This is a genomic window from Taibaiella helva, assembly GCF_003545695.1.
GTDB classification, from domain to species: Bacteria; Bacteroidota; Bacteroidia; order Chitinophagales; family Chitinophagaceae; genus Taibaiella; species Taibaiella helva.
The window spans coordinates 1-17,008 of sequence record NZ_QUZZ01000004.1 but is presented as its reverse complement, the minus strand read 5'-3'; the positions used below and the strand labels follow the sequence as shown (position 1 = coordinate 17,008).

Below are 17,008 nucleotides of genomic sequence, written 5' to 3'. Positions count from 1 at the left end.
TTTGCTAATGCCTTATAAATTGCAGAATTTCATCGCGACTTTTTTGACAATCACCGAGGAATGCGCAGGTTTTTCAGAATAATATTGTACATCATAGGCAGTATCCTGCTTCTGGTTATACTCGTCATTGTGTTCCTGCAAACACCGTGGGGTAAAAACTTTGTACGGCAGCAGGCGGTTAAATACTTGCGCAACAAGCTGAAGACAGAGCTGGTAATCGCGAAGCTGGACTATTCCATTCCCGATAAGCTCCTGCTGGAAGGTGTGCTGCTGAAAGACCAGAGAAAAGATACCCTGCTTGCCGTGGAGCGCCTGCGGATCAATATGGATATGTTTGCCCTGCTCAAAGGCAAGCTCGCTGTAGACGATATCCTGCTCGAAGGTGTCAATACGCATGTGTATCGCCCGCTGCCCGATACGGTATTCAACTACAATTTTATTATCGAAGCCTTTGCCGGTAACGACACCACAGCCGCGCAGCCGGAAGGTGCAAAGGATACCGCGGCATCCAAGCCGATGGATATCGATATTGCCAAGGTGGTGCTGAAAAATATACGGTTGCGTTACGACGATGCGACCGGCGGTACCTATTTCTCTATGAATCTCGGCAACCTGACCCTGCGCCCAGGGAAGATCGACCTGGAGCGAATGAAGTTTGAGGTGAAGGAATTCAGTGTAGGCGGATTGCAATCCTACTTTGCCACAGATACCTCGTACCTGCCGCCGCCGCCAAAAGATACCACACCTGCCGCAGATTTTCAGCTGGCTGTTGAGAAGCTGCACCTGGACAACATTAAATTTGCCTTTCTCGGGAAACAGGATTCCATGTATTTCGGCATACAGGTAGGCTTGCTGGAAACGAAGATCAACCATTTCGGACTGCAGGAGCAGCTGGTCGATATCGATAAGCTTCAGCTGGAGAATGTAGCCTCTTCGGTGGCTATGGGCAAGCCGAAGACAGCTGCGAAGGTGGCGAAGGACCTGGATAAAGCCACAGAAGACTCGCTGGGCAACAATAACTGGAGGGTGCTGGCCGGCAGCCTGATGCTGAAAGAGATCGGTTTTGTCCTGGATAACAATGCCGAACGGCGGCAACCCATCGGTATGGACTATGCGCACCTGAACTTCCAGCATCTTTCTTTCAATGGTGAAGATATTCTTTACAGTCCCGACACCATTTCGGGCAACCTGAAGCACCTGGCGCTCAATGAGCAGAGCGGGCTCAGCATTATCGAGCTGCGTACCCGCTTCCTCTATTGCAATAAAGGCGCACAGCTGAAGGAGCTTTACCTGCAGACGCCCGGTACCACCTTGCAGGACCGGCTCGAAGTGAGCTATCCCTCACTGGCTTCCCTGGAGAAGGAGATGAACAAGATGCGGCTGGATATTGCCATCAGCAAAAGCAAGGTGAGCATGAAGGATGTGCTGCTGTTCATGCAGCCCGAGCAGCGCAAAATGCTTGCGCCTTATGCCAGCCAGCAGTTCCAGGTGGCAGCGCAGATCAAAGGATTCCTTAATGCCCTGGTCATTAATGATTTCAACGCTTCGGGTCTGCAGGGCACCGTTGTGGCGCTGAAAGGCCGGCTGAACGGGCTTCCCGATGCCGATAAGCTGAATTACGATCTGAACATTGCTACCCTGCGCAGCACTTACCAGGATATTGCGCCTTTCATCCCTGATAGCCTTAAGCAGCAGGTACGGATCCCCGAATGGTTTTCGATGTCGGGCCTGTTGTCCGGTACTACCAAAGATTACCGGCCCGATCTCGATATCCGCACGGCCGACGGCGATGCCACGGTGAAGGGAAGCTTGCTGATGTCGCCGGGTGAAGGCAAAGAGCAATACGATCTGGCCCTGACGACCAATAACCTTAACCTCGGACGCATACTGAGGCAGGATACCCTTATGGGAAAAATCACGATGCGCGCCAATGCCAGGGGCGCCAGCTTCGATGTCAATAAAATGAACACGACGTTCGACGCCGATATCGCTTCGGCCTGGGTGATGCAATACAATTACAACAGTATTCATCTTGGAGGAACGCTGGCCAATAAGATTGCTGATATCAAAGGCAATTCGGCTGATCCCAATATTAATTTCACCCTGACGGCCCTGGCCGATCTCAGCAATAAATACCCGGCGCTGAAAGCGGATCTCAGCATCGGCAATTTTGATCCGCAGGCACTGAACCTGTACAGCGATACCTTGAGGATCAAGGGTGATATCCATGCCGATTTTGAGAGTCTGAATCCCGATTATCCCAGCGGTACCCTGACCTATGCCGCACCACAGCTGCATATGCCGGGCTACGATCTGCACCTTGATAGTATTGTTTTCCGTTCAAAGCCTGATGCCGACAGTGTGCAGAATATTTACCTGAATGCGTCGAATGTACTTTATGCCAACCTGACGGGACATATCCCGCTGACGCAGATCGGCAATGCCGCGCTGAGCCATATCAACAATCACTACCGGATCACCGATACGGTCATTAATGTGCCGGGGCAGTACGATATGACGCTCAACGCTCATGCTGTATACCGCCCGCTGCTCAGGACCTGGCTGCCCGATCTGAAGCCTTTCGATAGCGTTAAGCTGGCTGCAGTGCTCAATCCCGGCGCCTTCAATATAGACGCTTACGTACCTAAGGTGATCTACGGCAAGAACCGTGTCGACAGCGGCGTGGTGAAGGTTTATGAAGCAGGGGATACGCTTCGTTACAGCGCTTCGCTCAAACGCTTTACCCAGGACCAGTTTGCCCTCTGGTATCCTTCTGTATCCGGTTCTTTGCGCCGGGACAGCATTTATGCCCGGGCCCGTATTGCCGATTCGGTGAAAAAAGAGCAGTTTGCGCTTGGCGCTGCTATGTATCACGACCTGAGCAGCGACTCGGGCCTGACCTATATCCGTATGTTCCGGGGCATTGTGCTCGATTATGACCGCTGGGCGGTCAATCCGCAAAACCGCATTGTGCTGGGGTCTGCCGGGTTTTATGTCCGGGATTTTGTGATGAGCAAAGATAACCAGTCGATACAGGTCAACAGCGAGCAGCCCGAATTCAAAGCGCCCTTTACCGTGTCGGTCCGGAATTTCCTGTTGTCCAATGTTACCCGTATGATCAGCAGGGATACGCTTGTGGCCGACGGCTATCTCAATGTCAACGCCAAAATCGATCTGAGGGACTCCTTCCCCAAAATCAATGCCGATGCGAATATCAACCAGCTTGTCGCTTTTAACCAGCCGGTGGGCGACCTGAAGCTGACTGCGCAGAATGAAACGGAAAACACCTACGATGCGCACCTGCAGCTGACCGGGAACGAGAATGATGTGGTACTGGATGGCCGTTATTTCCTCGAGCCGGTAGACAGCAACCAGTTTAAGTTCGATCTCGTGGTCAATGCGCTCAGCCTGAAAAGCTTGCAGGGCTTCAGCTTCGGCTCGATCCGCAACAGTTCCGGTTTTCTTCGGGGTAATCTTAATATAGCCGGGACTACCGACCGTCCAAAGCTGCTAGGCGAATTGCATACCGATAAGCTGACAACAACCGTAAGCATGCTGAACGCGCCGTTCACCATGCCTTCCGAGACGATACGTTTTGCCAGGGAAGGCATGTTGTTTGATCATTTTACGATCAGGGACCGGAACGGTAACGCTGCAACGATCGACGGTCGTGTCCGTACCCGGAACTATACCCGCTACAACCTTAACCTGAATGTAAAAGCCGACCACTGGGAGGCCGTTAACTCCACGCAAAAAGACAATGAGCTGTTTTACGGCAAGCTGATCCTGAGCACAGACCTCAATATAAAGGGACAGGCCACGGCGCCGAAGATCGATGGGGAGCTGACGATACACGACAGCACCCGCCTTACCTATGCGATGATAGACAATGGTCCTGGTATCCAGGAGTCCGAAGGTATTGTACGCTTCGTCGACAGCCGCGATACGACCTGGGTAGATTCCACCCAGATCATTACCGCGCGTAATATGCGCCTTTCCCGCGCGACGCAAATGAATGTGAATGTCGGCATCGAGGAAAATGCCATCTTTAATGTGGTGATCGATCCCGTTACCGGCGATAACCTGCAAGCGAAAGGCGAAGCAAACCTCAATACCTTCATCGGTCCCGATGGAGCTGTGGGGCTTACCGGTACCTATGAGCTGAAGGATGGGTATTATGAATTGAATTATAATTTCGTCAGGAAGAAATTTGCGATACAACCGGGCAGCGTGATCACCCTGGCCGGAGACCCCCTTGACGCAGAGGTAGACATTACCGCTGCTTATGCCGCCAATATAGCGCCCTATGAGCTGGTAGAAAAGCAGGTGGACCAAACCGATCTGAACTATTACAAGCAGCGGCTTCCGTTCCAGGTGCTGCTGAAGCTCAAGGGCAAAGTGATGAAGCCCGAGATCACTTTCGATATCGTGTTGCCTGAGGATAAGGAAAACGTGGTCAGCACTTCGGTTGCGGAGCAGGTGCAGCGGAAGCTGATTGAGATCCGTAACGATCCCTCTATCCTGAACAAGCAGGTATTCGCCGCCCTTATCCTGGGCCGTTTCATTACCGACGATCCCTTTGCTTCAGGCGCAGGCGGCGGCGTGGAATATGCCGCCCGGCAAAGCGCCAGCCGTTTCCTCAGCGACCAGCTGAATGCCCTCGCAGGCCAGCTGGTGCAGGGCTTTGAGCTGAACGTAGGGCTGGAATCCTCGGAAGACTATTCTACCGGTGACCGGTCTACCCGCACCGATCTGAACATTACGGCGTCGAAGAGGCTGTTCAACGACCGGCTGAAAGTAACGGTAGGCAACGATTTCCAGCTGGAAGGCCAGCAGGCGCAAACACAGCAGAGCAGCCTTATTCCCGGTAACCTGTCGCTGGATTATATGCTCACCAAGGATGGCCGTTACCAGGTAAGGGGCTATCGTGTTAACCAGCTGCAGAACCTGGTCGACGGCTATGTGGTGGAAACCGGGCTGAGCTTCCGCCTGAATATTGAATACAACAAATTCAAGTACATCTTCCGCAACTGGGATAAATACCGTAAGAAAAGGGAGGCAGAACGCGCCAGGCAGGCCCAGAAGAACGGCGGCGCAGCACAGTAATGTTCATGCAAAAGGTTATAACTTATAGCGCATAATGTACCGTTTTCGCAGATATATCTATAGTTTTTTATTGGTCGGTTATGTATTGCAGGCATTGTCCTGCAGCAATTCCCGTTACCTGAGCGATAATGAATCCCTGTACCTGGGCAATAAGGTAAAGATCATGGATACCTTCGTAGCGAAGAAGGACAAAAGTGCTTTGGAAACGGAGCTGTCGGAGGCGGTGCGCCCTAAACCCAATTCTTCTTTCCTTACCGTCCGCCTGAAGCTGACCCTGTATAACATTGCCGGTGTGCCCAAAAAAGAAAAAGGCTTTCGCAACTGGCTGCGGAACAAGATAGGCGAGCCGCCTGTACTGGGCAGCAGTGTGAGCATCGACGGAAACAATAAAGTGCTGAACAATATCCTGGTCAACTACGGCTACTTTAGCGCAGAGACTGCAGGGCGAAAGGAAACCAAAAAGAAAAAAACACATGCTTTTTTCGAAGTGAAGACCGGTCCGCGTACCTATATCCGCGATGTTTACTATCAAAAGAGCGATACTTCCCAGCTGGCAAAGGACATTGTCGACAATGAGAGCAAGTCTTTGCTGAAGCCGGGCGATCCTTACAACCTGCAGATGATTAAAGATGAACGCCTCCGGATCGACAATATTCTGAAGAATAAAGGCTATTATTATTTCTCTCCCGAATTTATACTGGTCGATGCCGACACCGGTGCGGGACCTAACCTGGTTGATCTCATCGTTAAGATGAAGTACAGCGAAATGCCCCGGAACGCTTACCGGCAGTACCGGATCAATTCCGTAACCGTGTTTCCCAATTACCGTCTCAGCAGCAACAGCAACCGAAATGCCCGTACCGCCAGCGATACGCTCAACCGCCCGCGCCGGATACCTAAGGGAGAAGATACCCTGGTTTTCGATAACTTTAAGGTGATCGACCGTCAGCACCTGTACCGGCCCTATGTCTTTTACCAGGCCATGCAGTTTGAGCCGGGCGAGCTATACAATAAAAAAGACCAGAACATTGCGCTGAACCGCCTGGTAACGCTGGGCGCCTTTAAGTTTGTAAAGAATGAATTCACCCCGCTGAAGGACAGCAGCCGCAACCTGCTCGATGTATCTTACCTGCTGACCCCATATGCCCGTAAGTCTATCGGAGGTGAGCTGGGCGGCTATACGCAGAACGATACCCGTGGCGGTATCAGGGGGTCGGTCAGCTGGCGCAACAAGAACCTGTTCCGGGGAGCTGAGATCTTTACAGTAAAGCTGACAGGAAGTATGGAAGCACAGTTTGGCGGCGGATCAAATGTAAGGCGACCAAACGCCTACAATGCAGGCCTGGAGACCAACCTGAATATTCCCCGTTTCCTGATCCCCTTTGTGAACATCAAGCCCTCGGGTATGTATATCCCCCGAACGATCATTTCGGCAGCCTATAACTACTCCCTTCGGGCGGGCTTTTACCGGATCAGCTCGCTCAGCTTCGGCTATGGCTTCAACTGGAAAGAAGACATCCGCAAAGACCATAAGCTGTACCCCTTCAATATTACTTATGTAAGAACCGATACGATCGACAATAGCAAGAGCGGGCAATTTAACTTAAGCAACCTGTTGTTCAACGGGATCATCTTCGGGCCTACCTATGAATATACGTTCAACTCGCAGCTGGATGGTGTACGGCGAAGAGGCAATTTCTATTTCAATGGTCTGATCGATCTGTCCGGTAATATCGTTGGCCTGGCACAGGGCGCTTCCCAGGAGAAGCCCAAAAAGATCTTCAACTCCAACTACGCGCAGTACCTCAAGACGCAGATCGACTTCCGGTATTACTATAACCTGACCCCCAAAACGGTGCTGGCAGCAAGGGCGCTTTTCGGCTATGGCTATGCCTATGGCAATTCAAGCCGGTTGCCTAATGTCAAACAGTTCTTCAGCGGCGGTAGCAGCAGCTTGCGCGGCTTCCCCTCAAGGCTTCTGGGACCGGGTACCTTTAATGAAAGATACCTGCGGGGTACCGATTCGCTTATTGAAATACTGGGCGATATCAAGGCTGAATTCAGTGTAGAATACCGGGCCAAGCTGTACAAATTCATCGAAGGCGGCGCCTTTGTCGATGCCGGCAACGTATGGCTGTTGAATGATAACCCGACTTTCCCCGGGGGTAAATTTACCGGAAGCTTTTATAAGGAGCTTGCCGCAGACGCCGGCCTGGGCCTGCGTTTCGATTTCTCGATCCTGCTGCTGCGGCTGGACTTCGCCTTTCCCATCCGCAAGCCCTGGTTCCCGGAAGGGCAGCGCTGGCGCTTCAACGATATCCATTTCGGCGATCCCGACTGGCGCAAGGAAAACCTGTTCTTCAACCTGGCTATCGGCTATCCCTTCTAGGCGCTTTGTCGCGTTTTGCCTGGGGGATATGTCTGACCGGTCTCGCTTTCTATACCCAAAGGACTTTGGCTTATATGCATAGCGGCGCTGCATCGCTGCGTGATAAAAATACGCTTTCTAAAAAAGATCCGGCCGGTGTTTAGCCGGCCGGATCTGCTGTCTGTAACCAGGGATATTAAAACACACATTACTCTACTTCTCCCATGATCACATTTCTTAGCTTGACCGCAAACTGCATATTTAAAATGCCGTAGATAATGGAGAAAATACCGACGAGCACAAAGGAGGCGACAGGACTGAATACCTGTGCGATAAGGCCCACGGCGATCACCGTACCCACCAGCACGCTTACAAAACGCATAATCATATTCTGAGGCCGGAAACGTTCCATCAGCAATAGGGTAAACCCATAAATAAACTGCAACGTGACGACGAAAATAATACCGTAGCTCATATACAGGATAAAATGGGCGACATCAGGCACGAAAAACAGGAACACGATACCCGCAGCCAATTCTACCATTCCTTCCAGCAGGAGCCATTGATGGGCGATACGCAGATGCCTGTTGTTGTAGGCATACATGAACGTCAGTAGAGCCGCAGCCAGGTTGAGTATACCGAAGGAAACAATAAGGGCCATGGTATCGATGAGCGCGCAGAACAGCGCTGCGATGCCCCAGGCGATGGCCAGGGTGCCCTTTGCGACCAGCAGGTTGTTCTGTTTGGCCGTTCCGGTTCTTTGAAGGGAATAGTCCATAACAGCAGATTTTAGTTGTTTATGGTAACAGTTCTGCTTTTTTATTGTTGAAGAAAGAATTGCGGCCGTTTGCCCTAAATCGTCGAATTTTGCATACCGGATTCATTGTCAGTGAGCTGGTGTGCTATCTTTTTTCTCTATAAAAACGATCATTTTTCTCTATAGATGTCTTTTTTCCTGGATCATATCCAACGCATCATCCGGCAATATGAAGGTAACACGCCCCTGGCAGCCTTTCTGAAGCATTACTTCCGGCAATATCCCAAGCTGGGCTCCCGCGACCGCAAGGCGCTGAGCGAGGCGGTGTATATTTATTATCGCTGCCGGCGTTTTTTCAACAATGAGGTGGCTGTAGAAACGGTGATCGCGCAAGGGATTACACGTTGCAGCAGTCAGAATGCCTTTTTACAAAAGATGATCCCGCCGCAACCGGCGACGCCGGACATGCTACCGGATCAGCTGCACGATTTTGATGAGCACATTTCTCCGGGTTTGCCTGTAAGCAAATGGCTCAGGTCCCTGTGGCAGCAGCCGCAATTGTTCCTGCGCCTGCGCCGCGATCCGCAGCAAATAAAGAGGTTGCTGCAGGAGAACGGAATCCCGTTCGCGGCAGAACCCTTGCCAGGCAATATGGCAAACGATTGCCTGAAGCTGCCGAATGGCTCGGCTGTAGACGGAATACTGCCTGCGGATGCTTATGTCGTCCAGGACTGGGCATCGCAGGCCAGCATGCACCTGCTGTTGCAGGAAACGGGCGTCAAGCCGGCTTCCGCCTGGGATGTTTGTTCGGGTGCAGGCGGAAAGTCTTTGTTGCTGAAGGACAGGACCGGTGTCCGAAGCCTGCTGGCTACGGATATCAGGGAAAGCATCCTGCACAACCTGCGGCAGCGCTTCCGGCTGTATAGCCTGGGACAGGTCGATACGCTGGTGCTGAACAGCGCCGATGAACAAGCTGTAAAGAAGGCAATGGGTTCAAGGCAGTTTGATCTTGTGCTTTGCGATGTACCCTGCAGCGGCAGCGGTACCTGGGCGCGTACGCCTGAACAATTCCATTTTTTCAGACCGGAAAGAGACTTGCAGAAATTCCGGCAGCTGCAATATCCCATTGCGGCCAATGCCGCGTCTTATGTAGCTCCGGGAGGTATCCTGGCTTACATTACCTGCAGCGTATTCCACGAAGAGAACGAAGATGTGGTAGCCCGCCTGGAGCAAAATACCTCACTGCAGCTGCTGTACAAGGAGCTGATCGACGGCATCGGCCGGCAGGCCGATTGCCTGTACCTTGCCGTGTTCCGTAAGAGAATGCCATAGGCTGAAGCGGTCTTAGCGGATGCTGAGCTTGGTCACCTGGTAACCCTCTTCGTTGTCCAGGCGCAGCAGGTAAAGCCCGCTGTTCAGCATACCGACAGGGATCGCTTCGCCGCTGTTGCTCGTCCCTTCGATCAGCTTCCTGCCCTGCAGGTCGCTGATCCGGTACTGGAGCTTGCCAGGGGCTTTTGCAGTGCTGATGAATACCTGGTCTGTAGCAGGGTTGGGATAGATTTTGAAAAGGTCGTTACGCGTCTTTGGTGTGCCGTAAATCCCAGTGGTTTCATAGGCCCTCCTGAAATCGGGCACGCCGTTGCCGACGATATTGTTGGGATGAGCGAATGAATCGGATACGGATTCGATCAGCGAACGGATCTTCAGCGGAGGCCAGGAGGGCAACGATTGCATCAGGCAGGCGGTGAGGCCGGCGATCACGGGCGTCGCAAAGGACGTGCCCGATGCCAGGGAAACTAAACCGGAAGGGTTGATGACGAAATCCTGCACCCCTTGACCGCATACATTGGGCTTAAGCATGCCGGCAGCATTGGGCCCTCTGCCTGAGCTGGAGGCTGGTACTTTCTGGTTGTCTACCGAACCTATGGTCATTGCGCTGTCGGCATCGCCCGGTGTCAGGATATGCTGCCAGGACGAGGTGCCTTCATTGCCGGCAGAGGCGATCATTAAAATACCTTTTCTTACCGCGATGTTAGCGGTGCGTGCCGGAATAGTCGTTTTGCCATCCAGCTCGCTATAGGTGTGGGAATCGGCGGGATCGTCAAACGTGTTATAGCCCAGTGAAGTCGTGACGAGATCGGCGCCGAGGCTGTCGGCACGTTCCACAGCAGCGGCAAAGTTATCTTCTTCGATGGCCTGCTCCGTACCGGCATCATCCGACAGATAAAGGGCATAGCTAGCCCTGGGCGCCGTGCCGACATGGGTTTCCGGCATATAGCTGGCCATGCACGACAGCACCTGGCTGCCATGGCTGCTGTAATCGAATACGTAAGTCGTATCATAAATGAAGTTCCAGGTATCGGCGAGCCTGTTTTGTTGGAACATACTGTCGTAAGCTGCTGCTGTGTTGACGCCGCTAAAGCCTACGTCGACTACTGCGATCAATTTCCCTTCGCCCATATAGCCCTGCTCATGCAGGTACTCGCCATTGCAAAGGTGGATCTGCGACCAGGCGTTACTATAGAAGGGCAGATCGAAACCGGTGGGCTTTCCTGCAGGCTCTCCTTCCGTACCTGGGGGAGCAGGCTTGTGGTGCAGCCCACCGGGATAGTAGGCTACCCGTTTTATGCCGCTTACAAAAGCAATAGGCTGAAGCGCTAAGATGGCAGCAGAATCTTCCAGCAGCAGCACACAGGAGTTGAACCAGCGGGAGCGGCTGTGGAGCACACCGCCTGTGGTATGCAGCACACTGTCGATATATTGCGGAACCACCGGAAGGTCGGTGCTGTCGATGGCGATACTGAAGCCTGACCTGCGCGCCAGTGCTCTCGGCGATAAATAATCAGAAGGGGCAGATAAAGAATAGGGAGTAGCCCGTTTGTCCGTAAATGTTACACGGAAGGCGTATTGCGGGCTCTGGGCTTCCGCGGAAAGGAAAGTAAGACTCAGGAACAGGAATGCCAGGCTAATAGAGACGATACCCCTCATAAATAGTGATTATCGTCTAAAGTTACGAATAAATCATAGTGTTCCACTATCGGTGAAGGTGTCTGCTTCATGCTCGGAGAGCGAGTTCAGCTCAAGGAAGATGCAATCGGTTACGGCAATCACTTCATGCCATATATAAGGTGGGATTTCTATCCTTGCCGGGCCTTCTACCCATTGGGTTTCGGTCTTCGGCTGATGCACAGGGCGCCAGTTCAGATGCAGATTGCCATGCGCCAGGATAAGGATCTCAGGGTTCTTGCTCAGGGAAATTCCTTTGTGATAATGCCGCCCGCTTACAGTACCGGCTTTACGGAAGCAAAGCAGGTGCCGGCCCATGCGCTCATGAAAGTATTCATGTGTGGTGCCGCGTTCGTCGTTGCCGATGGGGTCGAGGGGCGTTATCGTGATCATGATGCTTTCTTATTATTCAGTGGGTGTGTCCGTCGCTTCATCCGCAGTAGTTTGTTCCTTCAGCTTTACGTCCCCTTTGCTGAGCTCGATCTGGCCGGAGGCAGCCATCTCACGCAGCCGCCAGTGGAGAAACAGATCGCCGGTGGGCAGCTTATGCTTGCTCATGGCCTGGTTGATCACTTTCGTTGCTTTCTGGTTCTGGTTGCTGATAAAAGTAAGCAGCAGGATATCGTAATGGTCGATGCTTTGCGGCGCCAGCTTTTTGCCCCCCTGGTGTATCCGCAGGCCTGCGTTTTCTTCGATGAGCCGGGACCATTCGTCGCCATCGGTCTCCCACTCGGATGCCGTCGTTACCCGGGCCAGTTTTTTGGCTTTTGCAATTTCCTTTACGGGAATATGACCTATGCTTTCGGGGTAAAAGAGCTTGCCGTTGGCGTCGAGGAAGGGCAGGCCGTTAATATTGATGACAGAAAATCTTCCCTGGTGTTTTTTGAGGAAATGCAGCAGCCAGAAATAAGCCATTACATCGGCAGGCGCGGGCGCCATCCAAAACCATATTTTAAGGTCCGGATCATTGGAAAGCCTGCTGGAAACCGCCATCAGCCGTTCAAGGTCGTCAACCTCCGCAGCAGGCTGCCCTTCGGGCGCAACTTGCGTCCAAAATGCGCTGCGGCCTTCACTGAAGGTCATCCCCTCCGTTTTTAAGGGGCCTACATGTAAAATATCTTTCAGGACCACTACTTCGCCTTCCAGCAATTCCTGGACTATAGCTTCAACAACGGGTGTGGCGGTCAGATCGCCTACGATAAGATGGATCACACTCATAGCCTGCAAAATAAAGTGTAATTTATGGAACGGCAAAGCAAAGGCCGCGGTCGAAAATTCCTATATTCGTTCTCTTTTCATACGCTTATGTTTTCAATTGCCATTCACGGAGGCGCGGGCACTATTGCCCGCCATTTGCTCGACAAGGAAAAGCAGGCGGCTTATGAAGCTGGGCTGAATGCTGCGCTGAACGCGGGGTTTGCCTTGCTGGAAGCCGGGGGCACTGCGCTGGATGCGGTTACGGCCGCTGTCGTGTCGCTGGAAGACTGCCAGCTGTTCAATGCCGGCAAAGGCTCTGTGTTCAACCACGAAGGACGGCAGGAGATGGATGCTTCGGTGATGCGGGGCGACAACAGGGCGGCCGGTGCAGTGGCCGGTGTGCATGGGGTAAAAAATCCCATACACCTGGCCCGGGCGGTCATGGAGCAGTCGGAGCATGTGCTGCTGTCGGGTGCGGGAGCTGAAGCCTTCGCCCGCCTGCAGGGTCTGGCATTTGAGCCGGATGAATATTTTTTTGACGCCTTTCGTTACCGGCAATACCAGGAAGCATTGGCTGCCGACCGTATCCAGCTGGACCATAGCGCTTCCGGCGACCGGAAGTTCAGCACTGTAGGGGCTGTTGCGCGCGATAGCCAGGGTAACCTTTGCGCAGCGACCAGCACCGGTGGCATGACCAATAAAAAATACGGCAGGATAGGGGACACCCCGGTGATCGGTGCGGGTACTTATGCGCACAATGCCACTTGCGCGGTGTCCTGTACCGGGCATGGCGAGCTGTTCCTGAGACAGGTAGCCGCGCACCAGGTACATTGCCTGATGGCTTATAAAGCCTGTTCCCTGGAGGAGGCCTGCCGGCAGGTGGTAATGACCGACCTGGTTGCTATCGGCGGTGAAGGCGGCCTCATTGCTGTCGATGCGCAGGGAAATGTGGCCATGCCCTTCAATTCCGAAGGGATGTACCGGGGCTACCGGAGCAGTAACGGAAAGCATGGCGTATTTATCCATGCGGAATAGTATCCGGCGTTTTAATAGCCTGCTTCGATAAATAAAAAAATATTATCTTTAAGGCCCAAAATTAGAAAGAGCAGACCAGAACGGTTTATAATAAAACAGAACTATGAGATTTAAAGCTTTACTATTTGCGGCAGTTATACCTGCTGCTGTACTGACCGGTTGTTCGAAAGACTCAAAAAACGAACCTGTAGCAGAACCGGGACCCGCAGGGAAAGCCGCTTTCCACTTTGAGCATTATGCAGGCAACACACCGCTGAGCCTGGGCAATAGCCAGGGATATGTCTATAATACACCCCAGGGTGATCAGTTCAATGTGACGATGTATAAGTATTATGTCAGCAATATTAAGCTGGTAAAAGCCGACGGTTCCGAATATGCCGAGCCCGAAAGCTATCACCTGGTCAACCAGGCAGAAGCCTCATCGCTTAGCTTCGATGTGGCCGGTATTCCTGCGGGAAGCTATACTGCCGTAAAGCTGCTGCTGGGGGTGGACAGCACAAGGAATGTATCGGGTGCGCAGACCGGTGCGCTGGATCCGGCCTTAGGCATGTTCTGGGCCTGGAGCACAGGTTATATTATGGCCAAGGTCGAAGGCGATTTTTTAAAGACCTCGACCAATGCTAATGCTGTATTCTCTTTCCATCTGGGCGGCTTTACCGGTAAGAACAGTGTGCTGAATGAAATAACATTGCCCCTGCCACAGGAGCTGGCTGTAGGTGATAACACCAGCTCAAGCCTGACCCTTAAATCCGATCTGCTGAAATGGTTTAATGGCTTCGCGCCTATCGATCTCCAGACGCTGAACCAGGTTGGTTCGGCCGGGGTTGAGGCCTTTGATCTTGCACGCAACTTCAGCTATTCCTTCTCGGTAACCAAAGTGCAGAACTGATTATTTGTATATCCTTTATTCTTTTCCGTGTGAAGATCAGAAGTTCCGTATTGCGCAGCCTGCTGGTGCTGACAGCGGGAGGCATGCTTGCCTTCTACAGCTGTAAAAAAGATAATGTCACCGACCCGGGAACACCCGAAGATCCTTCGCTGGCCGATATCGAGTTCCGTATCCCTGCCAGCTGGCCCCTGCCGGTGTATAATTACAGTAACAATCCGCTGACGAAAGCCGGCTTCCGCCTGGGGCGGCAGCTGTTCTTCGATCCTATATTGTCCAGCGACAATACGGTTTCCTGCGGTACCTGCCATCAGCCTTTCGCGGCTTTCTCCCAGCTTGATCACAAAGTGAGCCACGGGGTAAAGGAGCGTGTCGGCACCCGCAATTCCCCGTCTTTGTTCAACCTCAACTGGCACAGCAGCTTTTTCTGGGATGGCGGCGTCAACCATATTGAAATGCAGCCTTTTGCTCCCATTACCAATCCCCTGGAAATGGACGAGACCCTGGTCAATGTGGTGGCCAAGCTTCAGGCACAGGATAAGTACAAGCAAATGTTCAAAGAAGCTTTCGGTACAGAGGAGATCACAACACAGAAAATGTCCAGGGCTTTAGCGCAGTTTATGGGTATGATGGTCTCGGCCAATGCACCTTACGATAAATATATGCGCCAGGAAGGCACACTGAATACCGATGAGCTGGCGGGCCTGACTGTTTTTCGCAGCAAATGCGCGACCTGTCATACCGAGCCGTTGTTCTCCGACTTCAGCTTCCGCAACAATGGCCTGGCCCTGGTGAATAACGAAAAAGGTGTGGTCGACAGCGGCCGCGGTATCATCACCCCCAACGACCCTGCTTCGCTCTATAAATTCAAAGTGCCCTCGCTGCGCAACCTGAAATACACAGCGCCTTATATGCATGACGGCCGCCTGGCGACTATCGATGCCGTTCTGGATCACTATACCAATGATGTACAGCAGACGCCCAACCTTGATCCGCTGCTGGCGGGCGGCATCAGCCTCAGCGCGCAGGAGCGGCAGCAACTGAAGGCCTTCCTCAATACCCTGAACGACGAGACCTTTGTAAAAGATATCCGCTTCCAGGAGCCTAAGCAATAAGGTGAGCTATCCTGCAAGCTCCCTGTAGTGCTGCATCAGCCGGGTAGCATGCGCCTCCTCTGTAAAAGCAGCGGCAAACTGTTTGCCGGTAGCGATCATGGCCTGTCTCAGCGATTCATTGTCCCTGACCTTCCTTATCGCTTCTGCAAGCCCTGTCGCGTCACCGGGCGGTACGTACAAGCTGCCGGGACCGCCGGCTTCTTCCAGGCAGGAGCCCGTTGCGCCGATGGCCGGCACACCGGAATACAAGGCCTCCAGTAGCGGGATGCCAAAGCCTTCAAATTCGGATGGATAAATAAACACCGAAGCCAGCTGGTACAACGCCGGCAGGTCGGCGAAGGGCACGTTTTCCAGGAAGATGACCTGCTCTTCCAGGTGCTGCGCTTTCAGGTAGGCCTTCACCTTTTCTGCATAAGCGGCAGGCTTGCCCACCACAACCAGGCGCTCCACCGGAAGCGCCTTCAGCGCCCGGGCGATCAGCATCAGGTTTTTGCGTTCCTCTATGGTGCCTACGTTCAGCAGGTACCGGTCGGGCAGCCCGTATCGCTGCTGTACTTGCTGCAGGACTTCCGGGCTGCAGGCTTTGCCGAACACAGGGTCGCAGGTCTGGTAGACCACATGAATGCGGTCGGCTTCTGTGCCGAAGTAATGTATGATATCTCTTTTTGTCTGCTCACTTACCGCGATGATCCGGTCGGCGTGGCGGCAGGCATACCTGAATTTCAGCTCGTAGATCTTACGGTCGGCGGCCTTGTAATATTGCGGATACCGCAGAAAGATCAGGTCATGTATGGTGACCAGGGTTTTGATGCCGGTATGTTGTATCCCTGCCGGCAGTTCGTGGCTGAGCCCGTGATAAATATCGAGCCGGTCGCGCTTCAGCTGCGGTACCACAAATCGGCTGCGCCAGGCAGAGGTCAGTATGGGGAACCGCGGGCTTCTCAACGTAACAGCAGGCTGCAGCAACGGCCGGGTGCGGTCGTCCTGGACGATCCTGGGGGTGTATAGAAAATATTCTTCTGCCGGAAAAAAACGGGCGAGCGCACTGATTACCGAACGGCTGTAATTGCCCAGGCCGGTATGGTTCAGAAAGGCTCTCTTGGCATCGAAGCCGATTCGTAGCATAGCCGCAAAGATGGGAATAATTATGGAAAACAAATGGCCGGCGTCGAAGACGCCGGCCGGAACACGCAGTGTATCAGCAAAGTCTTTATCGCACCAGGGTTACATTGCCGGTGTATTTCAGCATCCGTAAGGATCAGCGGCGCTGCATCAAGGCATATGGTGGTATCGGCGTCCAGGTCGATGTGCGGCATGGGTTCAGGAGTATGTATGCCTTCGAACAGCAGGTAATACTGGTAACGACCGGCGCTTCCATTGGTGGGCAAAGCTGGTTATACCATCCCGGGACTGCAATGCTGTTAATACACACCGCCTTCATCACGTTTGACATGCTCCAGCAGCTCCAGTCTCGGGCACTGCGAAGGGCAACGCATCTTCGCTTTCAATTCCCGCTTTTTGATCATTCCTTTATA

At 52.9% G+C, this 17,008-nt stretch carries 12 protein-coding genes; 6 read left to right on the top strand and 6 right to left on the bottom strand.

Annotated features, from left to right (window positions below):
- Positions 1-60 precede the first annotated feature (60 nt).
- Positions 61-5,106 (top strand): translocation/assembly module TamB domain-containing protein, encoded by a 5,046-nt coding sequence (locus tag DZC79_RS07785; RefSeq protein ID WP_118951004.1) that lies wholly within the window; start codon positions 61-63, stop codon positions 5,104-5,106.
- 34 nt (positions 5,107-5,140) lie between these two features.
- Positions 5,141-7,495, top strand: coding sequence for a translocation and assembly module lipoprotein TamL (tamL, locus tag DZC79_RS07780; RefSeq protein ID WP_118951003.1), 2,355 nt, complete (start codon positions 5,141-5,143; stop codon positions 7,493-7,495).
- Between the two features lie 187 nt (positions 7,496-7,682).
- Here the strand turns inward: tamL and DZC79_RS07775 are convergent, their stop codons facing one another.
- Positions 7,683-8,252 carry a DUF308 domain-containing protein gene (locus tag DZC79_RS07775; RefSeq protein ID WP_118951002.1) on the bottom strand — a complete coding sequence of 190 codons (570 nt, stop codon included), beginning with the start codon at positions 8,250-8,252 and terminating at the stop codon, positions 7,683-7,685.
- A gap of 165 nt (positions 8,253-8,417) precedes the next feature.
- On the opposite strand from DZC79_RS07775, the gene DZC79_RS07770 reads away from it, so the two are divergent.
- Positions 8,418-9,563, top strand: a complete 1,146-nt coding sequence (locus tag DZC79_RS07770) for an SAM-dependent methyltransferase (RefSeq protein ID WP_118951001.1) — start codon at positions 8,418-8,420, stop codon at positions 9,561-9,563.
- Positions 9,564-9,575: 12 nt separating this feature from the next.
- On the opposite strand, the gene DZC79_RS07765 is transcribed toward DZC79_RS07770, so the two are convergent.
- From DZC79_RS07765 to DZC79_RS07755, 3 genes are read right to left on the bottom strand one after another with little or no spacing between them, the layout of a single operon-like run.
- Positions 9,576-11,222, bottom strand: coding sequence for a S8 family peptidase (locus tag DZC79_RS07765; protein ID WP_118951000.1), 1,647 nt, complete (start codon positions 11,220-11,222; stop codon positions 9,576-9,578).
- 33 nt (positions 11,223-11,255) lie between these two features.
- Positions 11,256-11,633, bottom strand: coding sequence for a hypothetical protein (locus DZC79_RS07760; RefSeq protein ID WP_118950999.1), 378 nt, complete (start codon positions 11,631-11,633; stop codon positions 11,256-11,258).
- Between the two features lie 12 nt (positions 11,634-11,645).
- Positions 11,646-12,458 carry a DUF3658 domain-containing protein gene (locus DZC79_RS07755; protein WP_118950998.1) on the bottom strand — a complete coding sequence of 271 codons (813 nt, stop codon included), beginning with the start codon at positions 12,456-12,458 and terminating at the stop codon, positions 11,646-11,648.
- A gap of 87 nt (positions 12,459-12,545) precedes the next feature.
- Between DZC79_RS07755 and DZC79_RS07750 the strand changes: the two genes are divergently transcribed.
- The 3 genes from DZC79_RS07750 (at position 12,546) to DZC79_RS07740 (ending at position 15,473) form a co-directional block, all read left to right on the top strand.
- A complete protein-coding gene (locus DZC79_RS07750; protein WP_118950997.1) occupies positions 12,546-13,472 on the top strand; it encodes an isoaspartyl peptidase/L-asparaginase family protein in 927 nt (308 codons plus the stop codon).
- 103 nt (positions 13,473-13,575) lie between these two features.
- The gene (locus DZC79_RS07745; protein WP_118950996.1) at positions 13,576-14,361 is read left to right on the top strand and encodes an MbnP family protein; all 786 of its coding nucleotides are present in this window, start codon (positions 13,576-13,578) and stop codon (positions 14,359-14,361) included.
- Between the two features lie 29 nt (positions 14,362-14,390).
- Positions 14,391-15,473 carry a cytochrome-c peroxidase gene (locus DZC79_RS07740; protein WP_198666818.1) on the top strand — a complete coding sequence of 361 codons (1,083 nt, stop codon included), beginning with the start codon at positions 14,391-14,393 and terminating at the stop codon, positions 15,471-15,473.
- A 6-nt stretch (positions 15,474-15,479) separates the two neighbouring features.
- Here DZC79_RS07740 and DZC79_RS07735 read toward each other — a convergent pair whose 3' ends face one another.
- A complete protein-coding gene (locus tag DZC79_RS07735) occupies positions 15,480-16,598 on the bottom strand; it encodes a glycosyltransferase family 4 protein (protein WP_118950995.1) in 1,119 nt (372 codons plus the stop codon).
- A 20-nt stretch (positions 16,599-16,618) separates the two neighbouring features.
- Positions 16,619-16,861, bottom strand: a complete 243-nt coding sequence (locus tag DZC79_RS07730) for a hypothetical protein (protein ID WP_118950994.1) — start codon at positions 16,859-16,861, stop codon at positions 16,619-16,621.
- Between the last annotated feature and the right edge of the window lie 147 nt (positions 16,862-17,008).